This window comes from Mesorhizobium sp. B1-1-1, assembly GCF_006442955.1.
Taxonomy (GTDB): domain Bacteria; phylum Pseudomonadota; class Alphaproteobacteria; order Rhizobiales; family Rhizobiaceae; genus Mesorhizobium.
The window spans coordinates 445,581-464,040 of the sequence record NZ_VFWW01000005.1 but is presented as its reverse complement, the minus strand read 5'-3'; the positions used below and the strand labels follow the sequence as shown (position 1 = coordinate 464,040).

Sequence of the window (18,460 nt, the reverse complement as noted above, 5' to 3'; positions counted from 1 at the left end):
GCCATTTCACCCGATGGCCGGCGTCTTTCTTCTTGCCACCGCAGGAGCGGCAGATGGACATTTTCCAGGGATGGGGTTTGGAGGTCGCGCGCGGGCTGATGACCACCGTCGAGGTCGCGCTGCTGTCGCTGGCGGTCGGCCTCGTTTGGGGCATTCTCGGCGCGCTGGCACAGCTCTCCTCGAACTGTGTGCTGCGCGCCATCGGCCGGGGCTTCACTCTGGTCGTGCGCGGCACGCCCGAACTCCTCATCATCCTCATCGCCTATTTCGGCGGCACGGTGGCCCTGACCGGCTTGGCGAAGATGATTGACCCCAGCATCCGCTTTCTCGAAGTGCCGGCGATGCCGGCCGGCGTCTTCGCGCTCAGCCTGGTCTTCGGCGGCTACGCGGCCGAGGTGCTGCGCGGCGCCTATCTCGCCATTCCCAAGGGCGAGATCGAGGCGGCAGATGCCTTTGGCATGTCGGCCGCGACCAGCTTCATCCACATCCGCCTGCCGCTGATGTGGCGCTACGCGCTGCCCGGCCTCGGCAACAACTGGATCTCGCTCATCAAGGACACGTCGCTTATCTCCATCGTCGGGCTGGAGGAGCTGATGCGCATCTCCACCATGGCGACGCAGGTCAATGGCGAACCCTTCCGCTTCTACCTCGCCGCAGCGCTGATCTACCTCCTGCTCACCATACTGAACACCTCGATTGTCGACGCGCTGGAACGGCGTGCGACGCGCGGCGAGAGGAAGCTGGCGCGATGAACTTCGAGCTTATGGTCGAGAGCCTGCCGGCGCTGCTGTCGGCCACCGTCACGACGATCGAACTGCTCGTCGCCTCACTCTTCTGCGGCATGGCGGTGGCACTTCCCGTCGCCATCCTGCGCGTCAGCGGCCCGGCGCCGGTGCGCCTCCTGCTGCACTGGTACATCTACTTCTTCCGCGGCACGCCGCTCCTGGTCCAGATCTTCCTTGTCTATTACGGTCTCGCCCAGCTCGAGGTCGTTCGCGACAGCTTTCTGTGGCCATATCTGCGCCAGGCCTGGGTGTGCGCCATTCTGACCTTCAGCCTGAACACGGCCGCCTACACCGCCTACATCCTGCGCGGCGCCATCGAGGCGGTGCCAGCCGGTGAGATCGAGGCGGCGCGTGCCTGCGGCATGTCGACGGCGTTGACCTACCGCACGACCATCCTGCCGGGCGCCTTCCGCATCGCCCTGCCGGCTTACGGCAACGAGGTGGTCAGCATGCTGAAATCCACATCACTCGCCTCGACCATCACCGTCATGGAGCTGACCGGCGCCGCCAACACGATCGTCGCCCGCACCTTCGCGCCCTATGAGCTCTTCATCACCGCGGCGCTTATCTACCTCACCATTACCTACGTGCTCACCACGGCGTTGCGCGCCCTCGAATACAGGCTTTCACGACACACGCGTCCTCTGGGCGAACCCGCAACCCCACTCATAGAGGGAGCCGACAATGCCGGCATCTGACCCCAAGACCTTTACGGCTTTCGCCGGTTCGCTGGCAGACGTCAGCCGGGCGACAATCCAGGAAGCGCTCAGCGAGCAACACGGCTTCGTTTCCAAGGGCGATGCAAGCCCTGTCACCGCGGTAGACCGGGAGGTCGAGGAGAGGCTGCGCGCGCGCATCCAGGAGGCGTATCCCGACCACGGCATCCTCGGCGAGGAATTTGGGTCCGTCGGCCTCGACGCGGAATGGGTCTGGGTCATCGATCCGATCGACGGCACCAAAGCCTTCATCACCGGCATTCCGACCTTCGGCACGCTGATCGCGCTGGCCCGCAACGGCGTTCCCATGCTCGGGGTCATCGACAATCCCGTCACCAACGAGCGCTGGCTGGGCGCCGACGGTTCGCCGACCACCCTCAACGGCAAGCCCGTACGCACGCGCGCCTGCCAGGACCTTAGCGAGGCCCTTGTCGGCAACGGCAACCCGGAATCCTTCGACGACAAGGATACGGCCGCCTACAAGAGGCTGCGCCGCCAGGTGCGCTGGAGCGTCTATGGCGGCGGTTGCCATGCCTATGGCCGCGTCGCCGACGGCGCGCTGGACATCAATGTGGACGGGGGGCTGGACGCCTTCGATTATTGCGCACTGATCCCGATCGTGCGTAACGCCGGTGGCGTCATGACCGACTGGCAGGGCGGCGAGCTGACGATCCGTTCCGGCCGCCGTTCCGTCGTGGCCAGCGCCACACCTGAGTTGCACAGAACTGTGCTAGGCATCCTGGCCAACGCGACCTCACCGGCCCGCGCGGCTTCCTGAAGAAGAGGAATCGTACACACATGCAGATCGAAGAATTCACCCTCGAACGCATCCAGTCGCTTTACGAGAACATCGTCGAGTACAACCTCTCCGATAGCGGGGTGCACCCCTATTCGCTCAACGAACTGCTGAGCCCGGAGGAACGCGAAAAGGTGCTTGCCGCCGAACTCGGTTACGGCTGGACGAACGGTGCCGTCGTCCTTCGCGAGGCGATCGCGGCCACATACAAGAATCGTACGGCCGACGAGGTGATGGTTACCAACGGCTCGGCCGAAGCCAATTTTCTGATGGCGATGACGCTGCTGGAGCCGGGCGACGAGATCATCGTCGTCGTCCCCAACTACCTGCAGATCAGGGGATGGGCGAAGGCGCTCGGGGCGGTGGTACGTGATGTGCCGCTGCGCGAGGAACTGGGCTGGCTGCCCGATCCGGCCGACATCCGCGCGGCGATTTCGCCCCGCACCAAGGTCATCACGCTCTGCACGCCCAACAATCCGACCGGACGCGTGGTGCCGGCGGACCTGCTCGGGGAAATTGTGGCCATCGCACGCACCAACGGCATCTGGCTACATACGGACGAGGTCTACAAGGGAGCCGAATACGGTACCCTCGAGCCGCCGAGCAGCGTCGACCTTTATGAGAAAGCCATCGTCACCGGCGGCCTGTCGAAGGCGATGGCGATGCCGGGCCTGCGCATCGGCTGGCTGGTCGGCCCCGCTGCCGAGATCTATGCCTCCTGGCAGCGCAAGGACTATACCTCCATCACTACCGGCGCGGTCAGCGAACTGGTCGCGTCGATGGTGTTGCAGCCGGCGCGCCGCAAGGCGATCCTCGACCGCAGCCGGGACCTCCTGTCACGCAATGTCGACATGATGGTGCGCTGGGTCCGCGCCAACGAGGGGCTGGTCTCGCTGGCGCCGCCGCAGGCAGGCGGCATGGCATTCGTGCGCTATCACTTGCCGATAAATTCGACCGAGCTGGCGCATCGCGTCAAGGACGAGCAGGGCGTGCTTGTCGCGCCGGGCGACGTCTACGGCATGGACGGCTATTTCCGCGTCGGCATCGGCGCGCCGGCGCATGTCCTGGAAGGCGGGTTGGAACGTGTGCAGCTCTTCCTGCGCGGCCTTGCCCGCTCGGCGGCCTGAACGGAACGACCATGGCTAGGCCAGCCGCAAACATGCCGCTCATCCTCGACCGGGCGGAGATCCTGCGGCGGCTCGACCACGCCGCCGGTATTGCGGCCGTTCGCGAAAGCCTCGTCGCCTACAGCGCCGGGGCAGTCCAGCAGCCGCCCGTCGTCCACATGGGATTCGCGGCGGCGAACGGCGATTGCCATGTGAAATGCGCCCATGTATCGGGCGCGTCGATCTTCGTCGTCAAAGTCGCGACTGGGTTCTACGACAATCCGACCAAGGGCCTTCCAAGCGGCAACGGCATGATGGTGGCGCTGTCGGCCACGACAGGCGAACCGGTAGCGCTGCTGTTCGACCAAGGCATGCTGACCGACTGGCGCACTGGCTATGCCGGCGCGCTGGCGACCCGGCTGTGCTGGCCTAAGGGCGCGACGCGCCTCGGCATCGTCGGCACCGGAACCCAGGCACGCATGCAGTTACGCGCGCTGCGAGCGCTGGCTCACGGCGAGCCGCTTTCGGTCGCGTTATGGGGCCGCTCGCCAGCGGCGGCGGGACGCTTCGCCGCCGACGTGGCCGACCTTGGCCTCCAGGTATCGCCAGTCGGCTCGCTCGCCGACCTTTGTTCCGATTCACAAGTGATTGTCACCACGACGCCCGCGACCGCGCCGCTGGTGCGCGCTGAATGGATCGCGCCCGGCACGCACATTACAGCCATCGGAGCCGATGCGCCCGGCAAACAGGAATTGGAGAATACGCTGGTCGCGCGCGCCAACACGTTGCTCGCCGATTCGGCCCTGCAGAGCATCGACCATGGCGAGTTCGCTCATGCCATCGCGGCCGGCCTCGTCGAGCCAGAGCGGATCGGTGAGATCGGCGTATCGCTGCGGACTGGCTCATTGACGCGCAAGCCTGGTGACATCAGCATCGCCGACCTGACCGGCCTCGGCGCAGAGGACGCGGCAATCGCCAGCGCCATTCTCGCGAGCGCCGGCACAGCCGCAAACTCTTGACCCAGGACAGAACCATGTCGAACGAAGGTGACATCGCCGCCGCTGCCGCGCGTTCCGTGCGGGCGCATGCCCGCATCCGCGGCCACATCGCGAAGACGCCGCTGCTGGGCGCGTCCGCCGTCGGCGACGCGATCGGTAGCACCGTTTTGTTCAAATGCGAAAATTTCCAGTTCACCAACTCCTTCAAGGCGCGAGGCGCCTTCTCGAAGCTGACCGCGATGGACGATGCGACCGGGGGCCGGCCGTTCGTCACCGCCTCGTCCGGCAACCACGGCATAGCCTCCAGCTTCGCGGCGTCGCGCCTGTTCCGAAAATTGTCGGTCGTGCTTCCGCACAATGTCACGAAGGCCAAACTGGCGCGCATACGGTCCTTTGGCGTCGACGTGATCCTGCATGGCGACGAAAGCGGCCAGTCCGAGGCGCACGCGCGCCGCCTGGGCGAGGAGAAGGGACTCGTCTACGTATCTCCGTACAACGATCCCGACGTTGTTGCTGGCCAGGGCACGATCGGGCTCGAACTGCTGGAAGAGCATTCGCGTATCGACAATGTCTTCATCGCCATGGGCGGCGGCGGGTTGATCGGCGGCATCGGTGCCGTGATGAAGGCCTTCAGTCCGCGCACGCGGATCATCGGCTGCGCGGCCGCCAACAGCATGGCGCTGGCAGCGTCGATGGAAGCGGGCAAGGTGATCGATGTCGAGCACTTGCCGACGTTGGCCGACGGCGTCGCCGGCGGCATGGATGAGGATTCAGTCACGCTCGGCCTCGCCCGGTCGGTCGTTGACGATGTGGTCATCTGTTCCGAAGCCGAGATCGCCGGCGCGCTCGCCCGTCTCGCGATCGAAGAGCATCTATTGGTCGAGGGTGCAGCCGGCCTAGCGCTGGCAGGGCTGATGAAGCACCCGGAACGGTACCGCGGCCAAGTCAATGCGATCGTGCTGTGCGGCGGGAATTTCGACTACGACGAACTGACGGCCGCGATCGCGGCGGTGCGACCGACCTGAAAGGGAATTCCATGACGACTGGACGATGGGACATCGAGGCGGTGCGCGGGGCCTTCCCGGCGCTGGCGATCACCGACGACGGCAAGCCACGTATCTATCTCGACGCGCCGGGCGGCTCGCAAGTACCGGCACGCGTGGTCGAGCGCATGAGCGAGGTGATGCTGCGAAGCTGCGCCAACGAGGGCGGTGCCTTCCACACCTCGCGTGATAGCGACCGCATCTTGGTGGGAGCGCATGCAGCGGCGGCCGCCTTGCTCGGTGCACAGCCGGACGAGATCGTCTTCGGCCTCAACAGCACCTCGCTGATCTTCCATTTTTCGCGCATGGTGGCACGCGACTGGAAACCGGGCGACGAGATCGTGCTTACCCGCATGGACCATGATGGCAATGTCGGCCCGTGGATCATCGCAGCCGAGGAACGTGGCGTCACCGTCCGCTGGCTCGAGTTCGATACCGAAACCTTCGAATATCGCTACGACATGCTGGACGAACTGATCGGCCCGCGCACGCGTCTGGTTGCCTGCAATCACGCGAGCAACATCTTTGGCACCGTCAACGACGTTGCCCGTATCGTGGCTGCTGGTAAAGCTGCCGGCGCCGTCACCATGGTCGATGCCGTGCAGTCGGCGCCGCATTTGGCCCTCGACGTGTCGGCGATCGGCTGCGACCTGCTCGCATGCTCTGCCTACAAGTTCTTCGGTCCGCACGCCGGGGTCATGTATATACGGCCGGAGCTGCGCGACCGGCTCACGCCGCTCAAGGTGCGGCCCGCCTCCTTCGACATGCCGTGGCGCCACACCCCCGGCACTCCCTCCTTCGAGGCGCAGGCCGGCACGCAGGCGGCGATCGAGCACATCGCTTGGCTCGGCGAGCAGTGCGCCGGCGTCGACGTTGCCGCGCCGCTGCGCCAGCGCATCGTGGCGGGATTGGAGGCGGCGACCGACTACGAAGCCGGACTGATGGACCGGTTCCTGGCGGGTGTTGCCGGCATTCCCGGTTTCAAGCTCTGCGGCATCGCCAGCCGCAACCGGCTGGACGCCCGTGTGCCCACCTTCAGCTTCCGGCTGGCCAAGAGGTCGCCGCAGGAGATCGCAGCCGCGCTGGCGGGCGAAAACATCTTCGGCTGGGCCGGCGATTTCTACGCTTATGAAGCCTCCGGCCTGCTCGGCCTGCGCGAGCAAGGCGGCGTCGCTCGGCTCGGCCTATCGCATTACACCACAGCAGACGAGGTCGACCAGGCCGTTTTGGCCGTCGCCCGGCTGGCAGCCTGACGGGGGAAAGCATGGACTACGCACGCATGGTGATCGAGAAGGAATCACCGGAGGAATACGGCTATGACCGCATTCGCTTCAACCTGTCGGAAAGCTCCGTACGAGACCGTAAGCTGTCCGATTTCCATCTCTCCGTCCCTGACCTGCTGCTGCCCTATGGCGAGCATCGCGGCGACCCTGAGCTTCGGGCGTTGGTAGCCGCGCAGGGCAAGGGCCTCGGCCCCAACAACGTTTTGGTGGCCGCCGGCGCCGCTGGCGCGCTGTTCATCATCGCCACCACGCTTCTATCGCGCGACGACCATCTTGTCGTGGTGCGGCCGAACTATGCCACTAACATCGAGACGCCGCGCGCCATCGGCTGCGGCATCACCTTTATCGACCTCAAATTCGACGATCGGTTCGGCCTCGACATCGATGCCGTCGCCAGCGCTCTGCGCCCGAACACCCGCTATGTCAGCATCACCTGCCCGCATAACCCAACCGGCACGATGATCGGCCGCCCTCAACTGGACGCGCTGATCGCCTTGGTCGAAAAGGCGGGATGCAGGCTACTGGTGGACGAAACCTACCGCGACCTGACCCATGGCGAGATGCTGCCCCCCGCCGCCTCGCTCAGCCCCGCCGCGATCAGTGTGGCTTCGCTGTCCAAGGCTTACGGCGCGCCGGGCATCCGCATGGGCTGGATCATGACGCGCGACGTGCACTTGATGGAGCGCTTCCTGGCGGCGAAGGAGCAGATCGGCATCTGCGGCAGCGTCGTCGACGAGTGGATCGGCGCCCGCATCCTGGAAGGCCGCGACGCCTTCCTCGCCGCGCAGGCGCCAGTGCTGGCCGGACGCCTTGCCATCATGCGCGATTGGATTGAGAGCGACGAGCTGATCGAATGGGTCGAGCCCCAGGGCGGCGTGGTCTGCTTCCCCCGTTTCCGTCATGGTCCGGGATTCGATTTCGACGACTTTTACGCCGACCTGCTGGAAAGCTATGGCACCTATGTCGGTCCGGGCCACTGGTTCGAGATGCCGCGCAACCACATGCGTATCGGCTTCCTCTATCCTCTTGAGGACGAACTGCGGGGTGGCCTAGCGGCGATCTCCGCAGTGATTCGCAAGCATTCTTCCCGGCAAAGGTCGTGACATATACGGCGATGTCCTGCCGCCGAAGGCGGATGTAGTCCCGCCTCTGGGACGTGGCACGCGTTTCAGAGCCCTTTGGAAACTCGATCCAAGGCTTGTCGGCCTACCAGCCGCTCCAACGCTGCGATCCGCGCTCATACGTCTGCATCGTGTCAGCCGCCGCCACGTCTCGTCGAAGGAGCCGGCCTCGTAATTCAGGACCCAGATGCGGATCAGGTTTACGCGGCAGTTCGTGCCGCCTGGCGAGACCATGCAGCGTCTCGCCAGAGAGGAACTCCTGCACTACTTGACGTTTGAACTCGATGCTGTGCGTGCGATAAGTCACCATCGCTTCCATCCTTCGAAAGCCCGGCTTCCAAGTCAATTCTGCTTGTTCAATTTGTCCGGTCCCAGGGGCGAACTCCAGATGGAACGCGAATTTCCGCAGCCTTGGGTGCGATTCAGTCAGCTCGTGACATTCGTGAACGCGCGCAGCAAAGAGAGCGTTTATTCTCGGGGCATCCCGAAACGGTCGCGAATTTTCCTTAACGGGTACCGCTTTTGACGATCTATCTACTCGCCATCCAGGGGCATAGATTGCAGGAACAGCAGATACTCTCGGATCCGCCACTCTGCGTGGGCGGCTCTACGCACGGGCGAGATCATTTTGGGTCACTTAGTCAGGGTGCAGCGTGGGCTATTGCGTGAGTTTTCGAACCCCAAGTCGGCCAGGGGCGAAAGGAAAATACGCTATGGGCTGTGGCACAAAGAGAATGGATCGGCCACCTAAGAAGGCCGGGCGAGGGCCGTCCAGTGTGCGTGGCCCAAAATGTTAGTGAGCCGGACAACAGCCGTTTAGCAGTACATGCAGAGCTCAGAGGCCGGGTGACAGTGAAGGGAAGTGGCCGCACCAAGGGGAGTTGTTCTACGAGCAACTCACAATGTCCTACTCACGCATTCGTGGCTGTCATTATCCCTGCCTACAACGCAGAACAATTTATCGAACGCACCTTGGCGTCGGTGATAAACCAGACATACAGAAACATCGAAATAATAGTCGTTGACGACGGTTCGATTGATGAAACTGCATCAATTGTCCGCCGATTATCCAATGACGATCCGCGTATCAAGTTGCTACAACAGAAGAACAGTGGCGTCGCGTCGGCGCGGAATACGGGGATACGTGCAAGCAAAGGCATCTATATAGCTCCTATAGACGCCGACGATCTCTGGCACCCAACCAAACTCGAAAAGCAGCTGCGTGTTTTCGCTGCAGCAGGCAATGATGTTGGGCTTGTCTATACGCTTTACCGGACGATCGATGCCGATGATAAGGCGATCATTACGCCTAAGCGCATGCACCCGCACGGATGGGTATTCATGCAGCATCTCGGACAGAACTTTATCGGTCACGGAAGTTCGGCAATGTTCCGGCGCGATGTCTTACTCGAAATGGGTGGCTATTCCTCGCGACTGCGCGAAAACGGTGCGGAGGGTTGTGAGGACTTCTTCCTCCAATTGAGTATCGCCTCGAAATACCGATTCGATGTCGTCAAGGAGCACTTGGTCGGATACCGCCGAACGCCAGGAGCCATGTCGCAAGATTTCGTCCGAATGCTCATCTCGCGTCGGATGGTGCTCGAGAGCCTCTTTGCTCGCTGCAGCGAGATGGTGAGCCCGATCCTATCGGATGTGATGTTCCGTAACGATGTCGAGATCGCCAGGCTCGGGCTTAAAAGGCGCCGCTTTGCTGCCGTCGGCATGAACTTCGCCAGAGTGCTCTGGCGATCGCCCTCGCAGTTCGCGAAAGTCGTCGGTGCGACGCTTGCCATTTTCCGGCGCAAGGCGAAGCAAGGAACCAAACTGGAACGCGAAGGCCGCAGCTCGGGGATCGGGAAACCGTTCTGGGACTACGCTGTCGATGAGCTTTTCGATCGCGGCGAGAATACCGATTACCGTGCCTTGCTCAACAATCTGGCTGCAATGGACAGCAAACTTGGACCCTGCGGAGGCTATTTGGCGCAGCATCCCGAACGAGGAACCTTTGCAATGCCCCAAGAGGGCAGCGGCTCAGACAGCCCGTTTCTCCTTAGAGGCTTGGAATGAAGAAGCTGCTGCTGTCGGAAGAGCAGATGTCGTCGGGCCGCAATTTGGCTCAGAGGGCAGAATGCACTTTTGAGCGGACAGTGAATGAACCGACGGTCAGTGTGACCGTGCTCATTGTCACCTACAATCACGCTCGCTACGTAGCGGCAGCGATCGACAGCGTTCTCATGCAAGATACGGAATCCGGTGTCGAGATCCTGATCAGCGAAGATTTTTCGACCGACGGTACCCGGGAGATCGTGGAGCGGTATGTATCCGATTATCCCGAAAGACTATCGGCGATCTATTCTGGCAGCAATTTGAGATCCAACGAGGTCGTTGCGAGAGGACTCCGGGTTGCGCGCGGGCGCTATGTCTCGATCCTTGATGGCGACGACCTGTGGACATCCAAGACCAAGCTGCGAGATCAGGTGGCCCATCTTGACGCGCATCCTGAGCTCTCGGCCATATTTTACAATGCGCTCGTGGCGCACGGCGACGAGATCACGTCGCGGCGGTGGACGCCACGGGATCAGAAGCCCTTAATCACACAAAGGGAAATTTGGGAAGGCAATCCCTTCGCCACTTGCGGCGGTATGATGCGAACCGCGTGCGTTCGGGATGTACCGTCTTGGTATGCAGATTTCTTTCCGATTACTGATTGGCCGCTGTATGTGCATTGCGCAAAGACAGCAGACCTCGCCTTTGTCGACGAGGTGGCAGGTATCTATCGTCTGCACCCGGGTGGGCTTGTATCGGCGCTGCCAAGCCCGCTCAGGCTTGATGCGATCGAGGGATTCTACCGGCGAATGGCGAATGTCATGGATGCCCGTGGGGCACAGTTTGCCCGTGGCGGCTGTTCCCGCTACTTTTACGAATGGTCGAAGCAGTATCTGAACGGAGGTGACTTGCCGTCGGCCAGATCGTGCTTCCTACGATTGCTGCGAAGCGGCACTGGCGGAAACAACGTGCCGAAACGCGATATCGCGCGGTTGGCACTGCTCCTGCTGAAATCCTCGGTGCTCGGGAGATGACGGCTTTCCGCAACTTCGAGAATCGCGATCCGGTCCCGTCATTGCCACAGGCGGCTGTTCGTCCGAAGTGGTCGGTGATGATCCCCGTCTATAATAGCGCCCGCTTTCTTGCCTCAACGCTGCAAAGCGTGCTCGCGCAAGCCCCTGACCCGGCTCATATGCAGATCGAAGTGGTTGACGATTGTTCGTCCGACGATCCGCAAAAAGTCGTGAACGAAATCGGGGGAAGGCGTGTCGGCTTTTTCCGCCAGCCGCAAAACCTCGGCCACATCGGCAACTTCCATACCTGTCTGAGCCGAGCCCAGGGGGAACTTGTCCATCTCCTGCACGGCGACGATGCCGTCCGACCAGAATTTTACGAATTGCTCGGTCGGGGTTTCGATGCGGATCCGAGAGTAGGAGCGGCGTTCTGCCGGACGGTCTTCATGGACGCCCACGGACAGGAGTTGTCAATCGAACCTGCAATGCAGTCAATCTCCGGAAGGCTTGAGAATGCGGTGGTCCGATTGGCGCTCGAACAGCGCATCATGACGCCGTCCATCGCGGTCCGACGCGCGGTCTACGAAGAACTCGGCGGCTTCGACCGGCGGCTGAAATGCAGCGAAGACTGGGAGATGTGGATACGCATCGCTTCTCGTTTTCCTGTCTGGTACGAACCGCAAGCCCTTGCGCTTTATCGGATGCACCCGCAATCGAACACAGGGCGCCATATCCGGAATGCCGCGGACATGGCCTACACGCGAATGGCGATTGATATTTTCAAGAGCTATCTTCCAAGCGAACTCGCGGACGATGTCGCCGCATCGGCTCGGCGGACTTATTCGCAAAGCGCTCTCGAAACCGGACGGCGGCTGCTTGGCTCTGGTGATTGGGCTGGATGCCTCGCACAAATGAGTGAAGCCTTCCACCTCGATCCGTCGCTCAAGACAATTGGACGTATGCTGTGGCTCGTTGCGAAGCAGGGAGGCGAGATTGTCCGCCCAAATTGAAACTGTGCAACGGCAGCCGGCACGGCTGCGGCAAGGTGAGCCTGTCCGTCTCGTTTTGGCCGGATGTGGCGCCGTCACGAAGCTCTACTATGCGGAAGCGCTGTCGCGCCTTCAAGGCAGAGGCCAGATCGCAGTCGCAGCCATCTTTGATCCCGAAGCGAAATCCGCCGCGGTCGTACAGGCGCGGCTGCCCGGAGCGAAGGTTGCAGCCAGTTTCGACGGCCTTCTGGCTGTGGGCGCCGATGTGGCGATCATCGCTTCCCCGCCTCGATACCATCTTGATCAGTCGATGCAGGCGTTGCGGGCCGGCATGCATGTTCTATGCGAGAAGCCGATGGCCACGAGCAGCTCCGACGCAGAACTTATCCTGGCGGTAGCGGCAGCCAACAATCTGCATGTGGCAACAGGCCTCGTCAGAAGGCAGTTCCCTGCCACCCGATCGATAAAGGCCATGGTCGAGGGCGGATTGATCGGAAAAATTCAAGGTGTCTGTTGTTTTGAGGGTGGCCCTTTCCAGTGGCCTGTCGCTTCGACGAGCTATTTCAGCCGCGCGGAATCCGGCGGTGGCGTGCTTCAGGACATAGGCACGCATTGCCTTGACCTCCTGACCTGGTGGTTCGGAGAGCCCCATGAAATCCACTACGCCGATGACGCAATGGGCGGCGTCGAGGCGAACTGCCTTGTCCGGTTAGGTTTTGGCGGCTTCGAGGCAACGGTCCGGCTGAGCCGTGATTGGGCTCGTCCCAACCTTTACCGTCTTGAGGGCGAACGTGGCTCGATTTCTTGGGCAGTCAATGAGACTGAGCTTGTAGAGATCGCCTTGAAAGGATGCCGCACGGCAGCCACCGCCTCCTTCACCGACACCGACGACCGGTCGCGCGATTTCGTCGACGCGTTCTGCGATCAGATTTCGGACTTGGTCGACACGGTCCGAAATGGAACCCTCCTTTCCGGGTCAGCCGCAGCGGGGCGCAACGTGCTCAAGCGAATCGAGGAATGCTATGCCAGACGGAAACGGCTGGACATGCCTTGGCTCGGAGCAGAAGACTTTCGCCACGTCATTGCTTCCGCCGAGACCAGACAATGACCGGCACTGTTGCCGTGCTTGGCGCCAACGGCTTCATAGGTTGCCGGACAGTGGAGTTGCTGCATCTTTCCGGCTGGGCTGAGGTGAGGCCGATCGTTCGCAGGCCGAGTGCTTTCGCCAGCCTGTCCCGCTTTGCGATCGATGGAAGGGTGGCGGACGCGCATGACGTTCCGGCTCTTACTGCGGCCCTTCTTGGCTGTCAGTCCGTTGTTCATGCAGTTGCCGGTGATAGTCGCACGATCGTCGATGCCGTCGAGCCTGTCTATCGTGCCGCCGCCGCTGCGGGCGTCGTTCGCCTGGTCTACCTCAGTAGCGCATCCGTTCATGGCCAATCGCCGCCGCCCGGAACGGACGAAACGAGCGCGCTGCACGACGGCCAGACGGTCGAGTACAACAATGCCAAGGTTCGTGCTGAACGTCGTCTCGGGGAATTGTCACGGGACGGTGCAGTCCAGGTGGTGGTGCTGCGGCCCGGAATTGTCTTTGGCCCGCGCTCCAGCTGGACGGGGGGCTTCGCCAACGATCTCCTCGACGGCTCTGCCTATCTGGTGGATGGCGGCCATGGCATCTGCAACAGCGCTTATGTCGACAATGTCGTTCATGCGATCAAGCTTGCCATCGAAGTGCCCGAGGCGGCTGGGCGAACTTATCTGGTCGGGGACCGCGAAAGGATAAGTTGGGCAGATCTTTGCCGCCCGATAGCCGAGGCATTGGGCTTCGACCTGGCTGCGATTTCGGTTTCCGCGCCATTGTCATTCGCGCCGAACTGGACACAATGGCTGAGAGATGGCGACCTTTACCGGCGGCTTGTCCGAAGCCTCCCGAGACCCGTTCGTAGCGGACTAAAGGTAGGCTATGCCGAGTGGCGGAAATCAGGGCTCGATCAGAGGCCGCCTATGGCTCCAAAGATCAAGGTATCTGAAGAACGTGCGCTGTTGCACCGGTGTCGGGTGAAACTCCCGTCGGCCAAGGCCGAGCGCGAGCTCGGATACCAGCCGGTGGTCGGCTTCGAGGAGGCATGTCGGCGCTCAGTCGCATGGCTAACCTTTGCCGGCTACCCGACTGCGCAGAGCCAAGTGGGCGAAAGATGACCGTCAGACCCGCCGCAGCCTGTGTCTCGGTTGTCATTACGACCTATAACCATGCTCGATTTCTCGCGGAAGCGATCGACAGTGTCCGGAACCAGAGCGTGCGGCCCGATGAGATCATCGTTGTGGACGATGGTTCGTTGGACAATCCCGAAAATGTTGTTCGCCGGTATGTCGACGTCCACTACATCCGCCAAGAAAACCAGGGTTTAGCCGCTGCCCGCAATACGGGAATGAAGGCAGCACGTGGCGAATTCATCGCGTTCCTGGATGCCGACGACAGGCTGCGCCCGACGGCGCTCGCTACCAATCTTGCTTTGTTCCATGACAGTCCGGATTGCGCCTTTGTCTATGGAGCCTATTGCTACATCGATGAGGCCGGCGCAGTCAGGAATTCAGTTCCGCTGAGGCCGGTGGGAGAGGACCCGTATGCCGGATTCTTGACCGGCAACCTGATTGGAATGCATGCGACAGTGCTCTATCGGCGTAGCACATTGGAGGCTGCTGGCGGATTTGACCGATCCCTGCGGGCTTGCGAGGATTACGACGTCTACCTTCGCCTGTCTCGGGCAAACAAGGCCGCATGCACCCCGGAGTGTCTCGCAGATTACCGCAGGCACGCAACGAATATGTCCAACAGCAATCCGATGATGTTGCGCGCGGCGCTCAAAGTCCTTGGCCGGCAGAGGAATCTTGCGCGGACCAATCCAGACTGGACGGCCGCCTACCATCAGGGCGTCGAAAATTGGAAACGCTATTATGCGCACATGCAACTGGGACAGCTTAGTACAGCGGTTCGATCCCGTTCTTCGCTCGGCGGTCAGCTCCTGAACACCATTGCCGTTTCGCTCGCAGCGCCATTGCAGACCACCATGATGCTGCGGCAGCGTTTCAAGGGCTGGTCAAGTCGGCGCCGATCGGGCGTCCGGTTCGGTGACCTCAGCCGCCCGCTGCCCTTCAGTACAAATTTCGGTTTTGATCGCGGCAAGCCAGTGGACCGCCGCTATGTCGAGACTTTCCTCGCATCATGTTCGCTGAACATATCCGGCAGGGTTCTGGAGATCGGGGACAACGCCTATACGACCCGCTTCGGAGGCAGTCGAGTTGCCAGGAGCGACGTTCTAAACCGATATGAAGGCCACCCGCTGACGACCTTCGTTGGCGATCTGGCCAACGGCGACGACCTGCCGCTCGAGACATTTGACTGCATCGTGCTCACCCAGACCCTGCACCTCCTTTTCAACATGCCTGTCGCGGTTGCAACCCTATGGCGGATGCTGAAACCGGGAGGCGTGCTTCTGGTCACGGTCCCTTGGGTAAGCCCGATTGACCGAGGAGAATGGGGCGAGAGCTGGTTCTGGTCGATAACCCCGGCGGCGCTGGGCCGGCTTCTCTCAGACAGGTTCGGGGTGGAGAATGTCGAAGTCCGCCACTATGGAAACGCCTATTCGGCTACCGGCTTTCTCTATGGCTTGGCGGAGCATGAGCTGAATTCGGCAATGCTCGATGTGCATGACCCATGTTGCCCGGTGATTGTCGCCGCGCGCGCTTTCAGGCGATGAGCGGCGTGACAGTGCGTCAAGCTCTTAGCAAGCTCCTGCGACGGGGCCGATTGCTTGCCGGTTACAACCGGCCGCTCGTGCTGATGTATCATCGCGTCGGAGAACCACGCGTCGATCCTTGGGAACTCTCGGTCTCGCCACAAAATTTCGCACGCCAAATCGAAATCCTGACAAAGGCGCGCGATATTGTTCCCCTGCAATGGCTGGCACAACGGCTTCGGGACGGAAAGCCAGCGAGAAATGCCGCGGCAGTTACCTTTGACGACGGTTATGCGGATGTCGTGCAAAATGCCGTGCCGGTCATGCTACGCATGAACGCTCCTGTGACCGTCTTCGTCACTACCCACGCGCTCAGCGACCCCTCAGTGTTCTGGTGGGATATTCTGTCGCGCATCACTTTGGAAACGCCTGCTCTCCCGGAGAGGCTCGCGATCCAGATCGCAGGCCGAAACTATGATTGGCTGGTGACGGAGGACGCCACGCGCGCGAAATCGAATCTCGTCATCAGCCGCACGGCGCTCCATTTCGGCTTGCACGCACTGCTGAAGCCGTTGAGAGTACACGAACGGAGGAGGGCGCTGCAGCAGCTGGCAAGATGGGCAGGAACCGACGCCAGCCCCCGAAGGCGTGACCGCGCCATGACTCATTCGGAGCTGCGGCATCTCGCCGACACCGATGGCGTTTCGATCGGTGCCCACACCTGCACGCATCCATCCCTGCCGTTGCTGAAACGGGACAGTCTTGAACGCGAGATCTCCGCTAGCCGCCAACAATGCGAAGAGATTACAGGGCGGAGGGTGGCGGGATTCGCATACCCCTTCGGAGACTTCGACGACAGCACCGCCGAAGCGGTAAGATCTGCTGGCATGGACTATGCAGTAACCACCCTGCCGCGTGAAGCTGGGCTCAGGGTCGACCCTTTCCGACTGCCGCGGGTCACGGTCGCTGATTGGGGTGAGATAGAGTTCCGGCGCGCGGTCCTTTGCCATGGCTGACCATGCATGCCGAGAACCGCGCGTCACGGGAATCATCGTCGTGTTCAACGGCGAGAGATATCTCCGAGAAGCTATTGACAGCGTTGTAGGTCAAAGCTTCACCGACTGGGAACTCCTCGTCGTCGACGATGGCTCGACGGACCGGTCATCTGTCATCGTGCGCGACTATGCGCAGCGCTTGCCAGGCAAGGTGCGACTACTCTCCCATCCCGACAAGGGCAATCATGGTATCAGCGCGTCGCGCAACCGCGGGCTGGCCGAGGCGCGGGGCGCCTATGTCGCGTTTCTCGATGCAGACGATACATGGCTGCCCGAAAAGCTGTCCGAACAAGTCTCCATCATGGAAAACGATCCGGCGCTCGGTCTAATCTACGGCCGGACGTTGATCTGGCATAGCTGGGCAAAGCTTGCTGGTCGTGCGGACTACTATTACCCGCTCGGAGTCGAACCGAACGCCCGATACGATCCGCCCGTGCTGCTGGAACTGCTGCTGCAGAACCAAGCCCAGACGCCGACAACTTGCAACGCCCTGATGCGTTCAAGTTTGTTGGCAACGCTCGGGGGATTCGAGAACAGCTTCCGCCTGATGTTCGAAGACCAGACCTTCTTTGCGAAGGCGCTCGCATTCGCGCCCGTCTACGTGTCCGGCCAGACCTGGGCGAGATATCGCCAGCACGTCGAAAGCTGCTCTGCCGCTTCTGCCAGGGCAGGCGCTGACGAAGCCGCGCGTATCACGTTTCTCAGATGGCTGAATGGGGTGATGGCGGATCAGGGCGCCTCCTTCCGCATTCGTTCCGCAATCTGGAAAGTGCTCGCGCGCGAAACCTGGAAGACGAGCAAGCGAAGCATCGTAAGACGGCTGCAGCGATGACTTCCGTGCCGCGGGTGACGATCATAACCCCCTTCCTCAATGCGGCGTCAAATCTGGGTGAAGCGATCGCCAGCGTCCGGGCCCAGACGATTGCAGATTGGGAGCTCTTGCTGGTTGACGACAATTCGACGGACGACAGTATCAGGATCGCCAATGATGCCGCGGCAATCGATCCTCGAATTAAGGTGCTGCGCAGGCCTCCCGGATCCAAGCGTGGCGCCGCGGCAGCGAGAAACGCCGGAATAGCGGCCAGCTGCGGCGATTTGCTTGCCTTCCTGGATGCAGATGATTTGTACGAGCCGCATATGCTGCAGACGGTCCTGGCGGCAGCCGATGCCAACCCGGATGCCGCAATGATTTTCGGGCCGACCAAATGGTGGTACCCGGATGGAGCGCGCTCCGACTGGGTCGAGCCGACGGATGGACTTGCCGCACGCTTACATCAGCCTCCCCGGCTTTTGGGTCGGCTGCTGCTGATGCAGGACGGCCACGTGCCGTGCACCTGTTCCGTGCTCTTGCGGAGAAGCGCGATTAGCACGGTTGGTGGCTTTGAGGAGCACTTTGAGCTCTATGAAGACCAGGCTCTGTGGGCGAAGCTATTCCTGCGATTCCCAGCCTTTATCACTCCTGTAACTCTCGCACGTTACCGGCAGCATTCCTGTTCGGCCTCGGCGATTGCCACTCAGCGAGGGCTCTACGATCGGATGGGGAAACACCCCGCCCGCGCCGCTTTTCTGGACTGGATCGCGGAGCATATGATGGAAAGTGGAACGCGGGATTTCCGCCTCCAATTGGCGCTGCGGCTGGCACGCGCGCCCTATGTCACGCCTGCAACGATCGGAAGCAAAGCCGAACGGCTTGCCCTGAAGATCATGATGTGGACAGCAAAGCAGCGGCGCAGGGTTTGGCGACAGCTTGCGCACGTGGCCAGGTGAAAACA

At 61.8% G+C, this 18,460-nt stretch carries 18 protein-coding genes; 17 read left to right on the top strand and 1 reads right to left on the bottom strand.

Annotation, left to right across the window (positions count from 1 at the left end; all coding sequences use genetic code 11):
* Window positions 1–53: 53 nt before the first annotated feature.
* Genes FJ986_RS13040 through FJ986_RS13005 form a run of 8 tightly spaced genes read left to right on the top strand, consistent with a single transcriptional unit; the run spans window position 54 to window position 7,830 of the window.
* Window positions 54–752 (top strand): ABC transporter permease subunit, encoded by a 699-nt coding sequence (locus FJ986_RS13040; RefSeq protein WP_140500678.1) that lies wholly within the window; start codon window positions 54–56, stop codon window positions 750–752.
* Complete coding sequence (locus tag FJ986_RS13035) at window positions 749–1,483, top strand: ABC transporter permease (RefSeq protein WP_140663445.1); 735 nt, start codon at window positions 749–751, stop codon at window positions 1,481–1,483. Before FJ986_RS13040 ends, FJ986_RS13035 begins: the two co-directional genes overlap by 4 nt.
* Window positions 1,470–2,279 (top strand): histidinol-phosphatase, encoded by an 810-nt coding sequence (gene hisN, locus FJ986_RS13030; protein ID WP_140500676.1) that lies wholly within the window; start codon window positions 1,470–1,472, stop codon window positions 2,277–2,279. Before FJ986_RS13035 ends, hisN begins: the two co-directional genes overlap by 14 nt.
* Before the next feature lie 20 nt (window positions 2,280–2,299).
* Window positions 2,300–3,424 carry an aminotransferase class I/II-fold pyridoxal phosphate-dependent enzyme gene (locus tag FJ986_RS13025; protein ID WP_140672447.1) on the top strand — a complete coding sequence of 375 codons (1,125 nt, stop codon included), beginning with the start codon at window positions 2,300–2,302 and terminating at the stop codon, window positions 3,422–3,424.
* An 11-nt stretch (window positions 3,425–3,435) separates the two neighbouring features.
* The gene (locus FJ986_RS13020) at window positions 3,436–4,422 is read left to right on the top strand and encodes an ornithine cyclodeaminase family protein (RefSeq protein WP_140672446.1); all 987 of its coding nucleotides are present in this window, start codon (window positions 3,436–3,438) and stop codon (window positions 4,420–4,422) included.
* A gap of 14 nt (window positions 4,423–4,436) precedes the next feature.
* Entirely contained in the window at window positions 4,437–5,426 is a 990-nt protein-coding gene (locus FJ986_RS13015; RefSeq protein WP_140622704.1) for a pyridoxal-phosphate dependent enzyme, read from the top strand.
* Window positions 5,427–5,437: 11 nt separating this feature from the next.
* Window positions 5,438–6,697, top strand: coding sequence for a cysteine desulfurase-like protein (locus FJ986_RS13010; protein ID WP_140500672.1), 1,260 nt, complete (start codon window positions 5,438–5,440; stop codon window positions 6,695–6,697).
* Between the two features lie 11 nt (window positions 6,698–6,708).
* Entirely contained in the window at window positions 6,709–7,830 is a 1,122-nt protein-coding gene (locus FJ986_RS13005) for an aminotransferase class I/II-fold pyridoxal phosphate-dependent enzyme (RefSeq protein ID WP_140672445.1), read from the top strand.
* Window positions 7,831–7,933: 103 nt separating this feature from the next.
* Here the strand turns inward: FJ986_RS13005 and FJ986_RS13000 are convergent, their stop codons facing one another.
* Entirely contained in the window at window positions 7,934–8,158 is a 225-nt protein-coding gene (locus FJ986_RS13000; protein WP_224655852.1) for a hypothetical protein, read from the bottom strand.
* 611 nt (window positions 8,159–8,769) lie between these two features.
* Here FJ986_RS13000 and FJ986_RS12995 point away from each other — a divergent pair.
* The 9 genes from FJ986_RS12995 to FJ986_RS12955 are packed head-to-tail and all read left to right on the top strand — an operon-like array spanning window position 8,770 to window position 18,455.
* Entirely contained in the window at window positions 8,770–9,915 is a 1,146-nt protein-coding gene (locus FJ986_RS12995) for a glycosyltransferase family 2 protein (protein ID WP_181170979.1), read from the top strand.
* Complete coding sequence (locus FJ986_RS12990; protein ID WP_140517478.1) at window positions 9,912–10,928, top strand: glycosyltransferase; 1,017 nt, start codon at window positions 9,912–9,914, stop codon at window positions 10,926–10,928. Before FJ986_RS12995 ends, FJ986_RS12990 begins: the two co-directional genes overlap by 4 nt.
* Window positions 10,925–11,917: a glycosyltransferase gene (locus tag FJ986_RS12985; RefSeq protein WP_140672443.1), complete on the top strand. Its 993-nt coding sequence runs from the start codon at window positions 10,925–10,927 to the stop codon at window positions 11,915–11,917. The genes FJ986_RS12990 and FJ986_RS12985 overlap by 4 nt, the downstream gene beginning before the upstream one ends.
* The gene (locus FJ986_RS12980; protein ID WP_181175404.1) at window positions 11,901–13,004 is read left to right on the top strand and encodes a Gfo/Idh/MocA family oxidoreductase; all 1,104 of its coding nucleotides are present in this window, start codon (window positions 11,901–11,903) and stop codon (window positions 13,002–13,004) included. The genes FJ986_RS12985 and FJ986_RS12980 overlap by 17 nt, the downstream gene beginning before the upstream one ends.
* Window positions 13,001–14,095, top strand: coding sequence for an NAD-dependent epimerase/dehydratase family protein (locus FJ986_RS12975; protein ID WP_181172023.1), 1,095 nt, complete (start codon window positions 13,001–13,003; stop codon window positions 14,093–14,095). The genes FJ986_RS12980 and FJ986_RS12975 overlap by 4 nt, the downstream gene beginning before the upstream one ends.
* Entirely contained in the window at window positions 14,092–15,654 is a 1,563-nt protein-coding gene (locus FJ986_RS12970; RefSeq protein ID WP_140672440.1) for a glycosyltransferase, read from the top strand. The genes FJ986_RS12975 and FJ986_RS12970 overlap by 4 nt, the downstream gene beginning before the upstream one ends.
* A complete protein-coding gene (locus tag FJ986_RS12965) occupies window positions 15,612–16,649 on the top strand; it encodes a polysaccharide deacetylase family protein (RefSeq protein WP_140674452.1) in 1,038 nt (345 codons plus the stop codon). Before FJ986_RS12970 ends, FJ986_RS12965 begins: the two co-directional genes overlap by 43 nt.
* Window positions 16,642–17,520, top strand: a complete 879-nt coding sequence (locus tag FJ986_RS12960) for a glycosyltransferase (protein WP_140674450.1) — start codon at window positions 16,642–16,644, stop codon at window positions 17,518–17,520. Before FJ986_RS12965 ends, FJ986_RS12960 begins: the two co-directional genes overlap by 8 nt.
* The gene (locus FJ986_RS12955) at window positions 17,517–18,455 is read left to right on the top strand and encodes a glycosyltransferase (protein WP_181165252.1); all 939 of its coding nucleotides are present in this window, start codon (window positions 17,517–17,519) and stop codon (window positions 18,453–18,455) included. Before FJ986_RS12960 ends, FJ986_RS12955 begins: the two co-directional genes overlap by 4 nt.
* Window positions 18,456–18,460 lie beyond the last annotated feature (5 nt).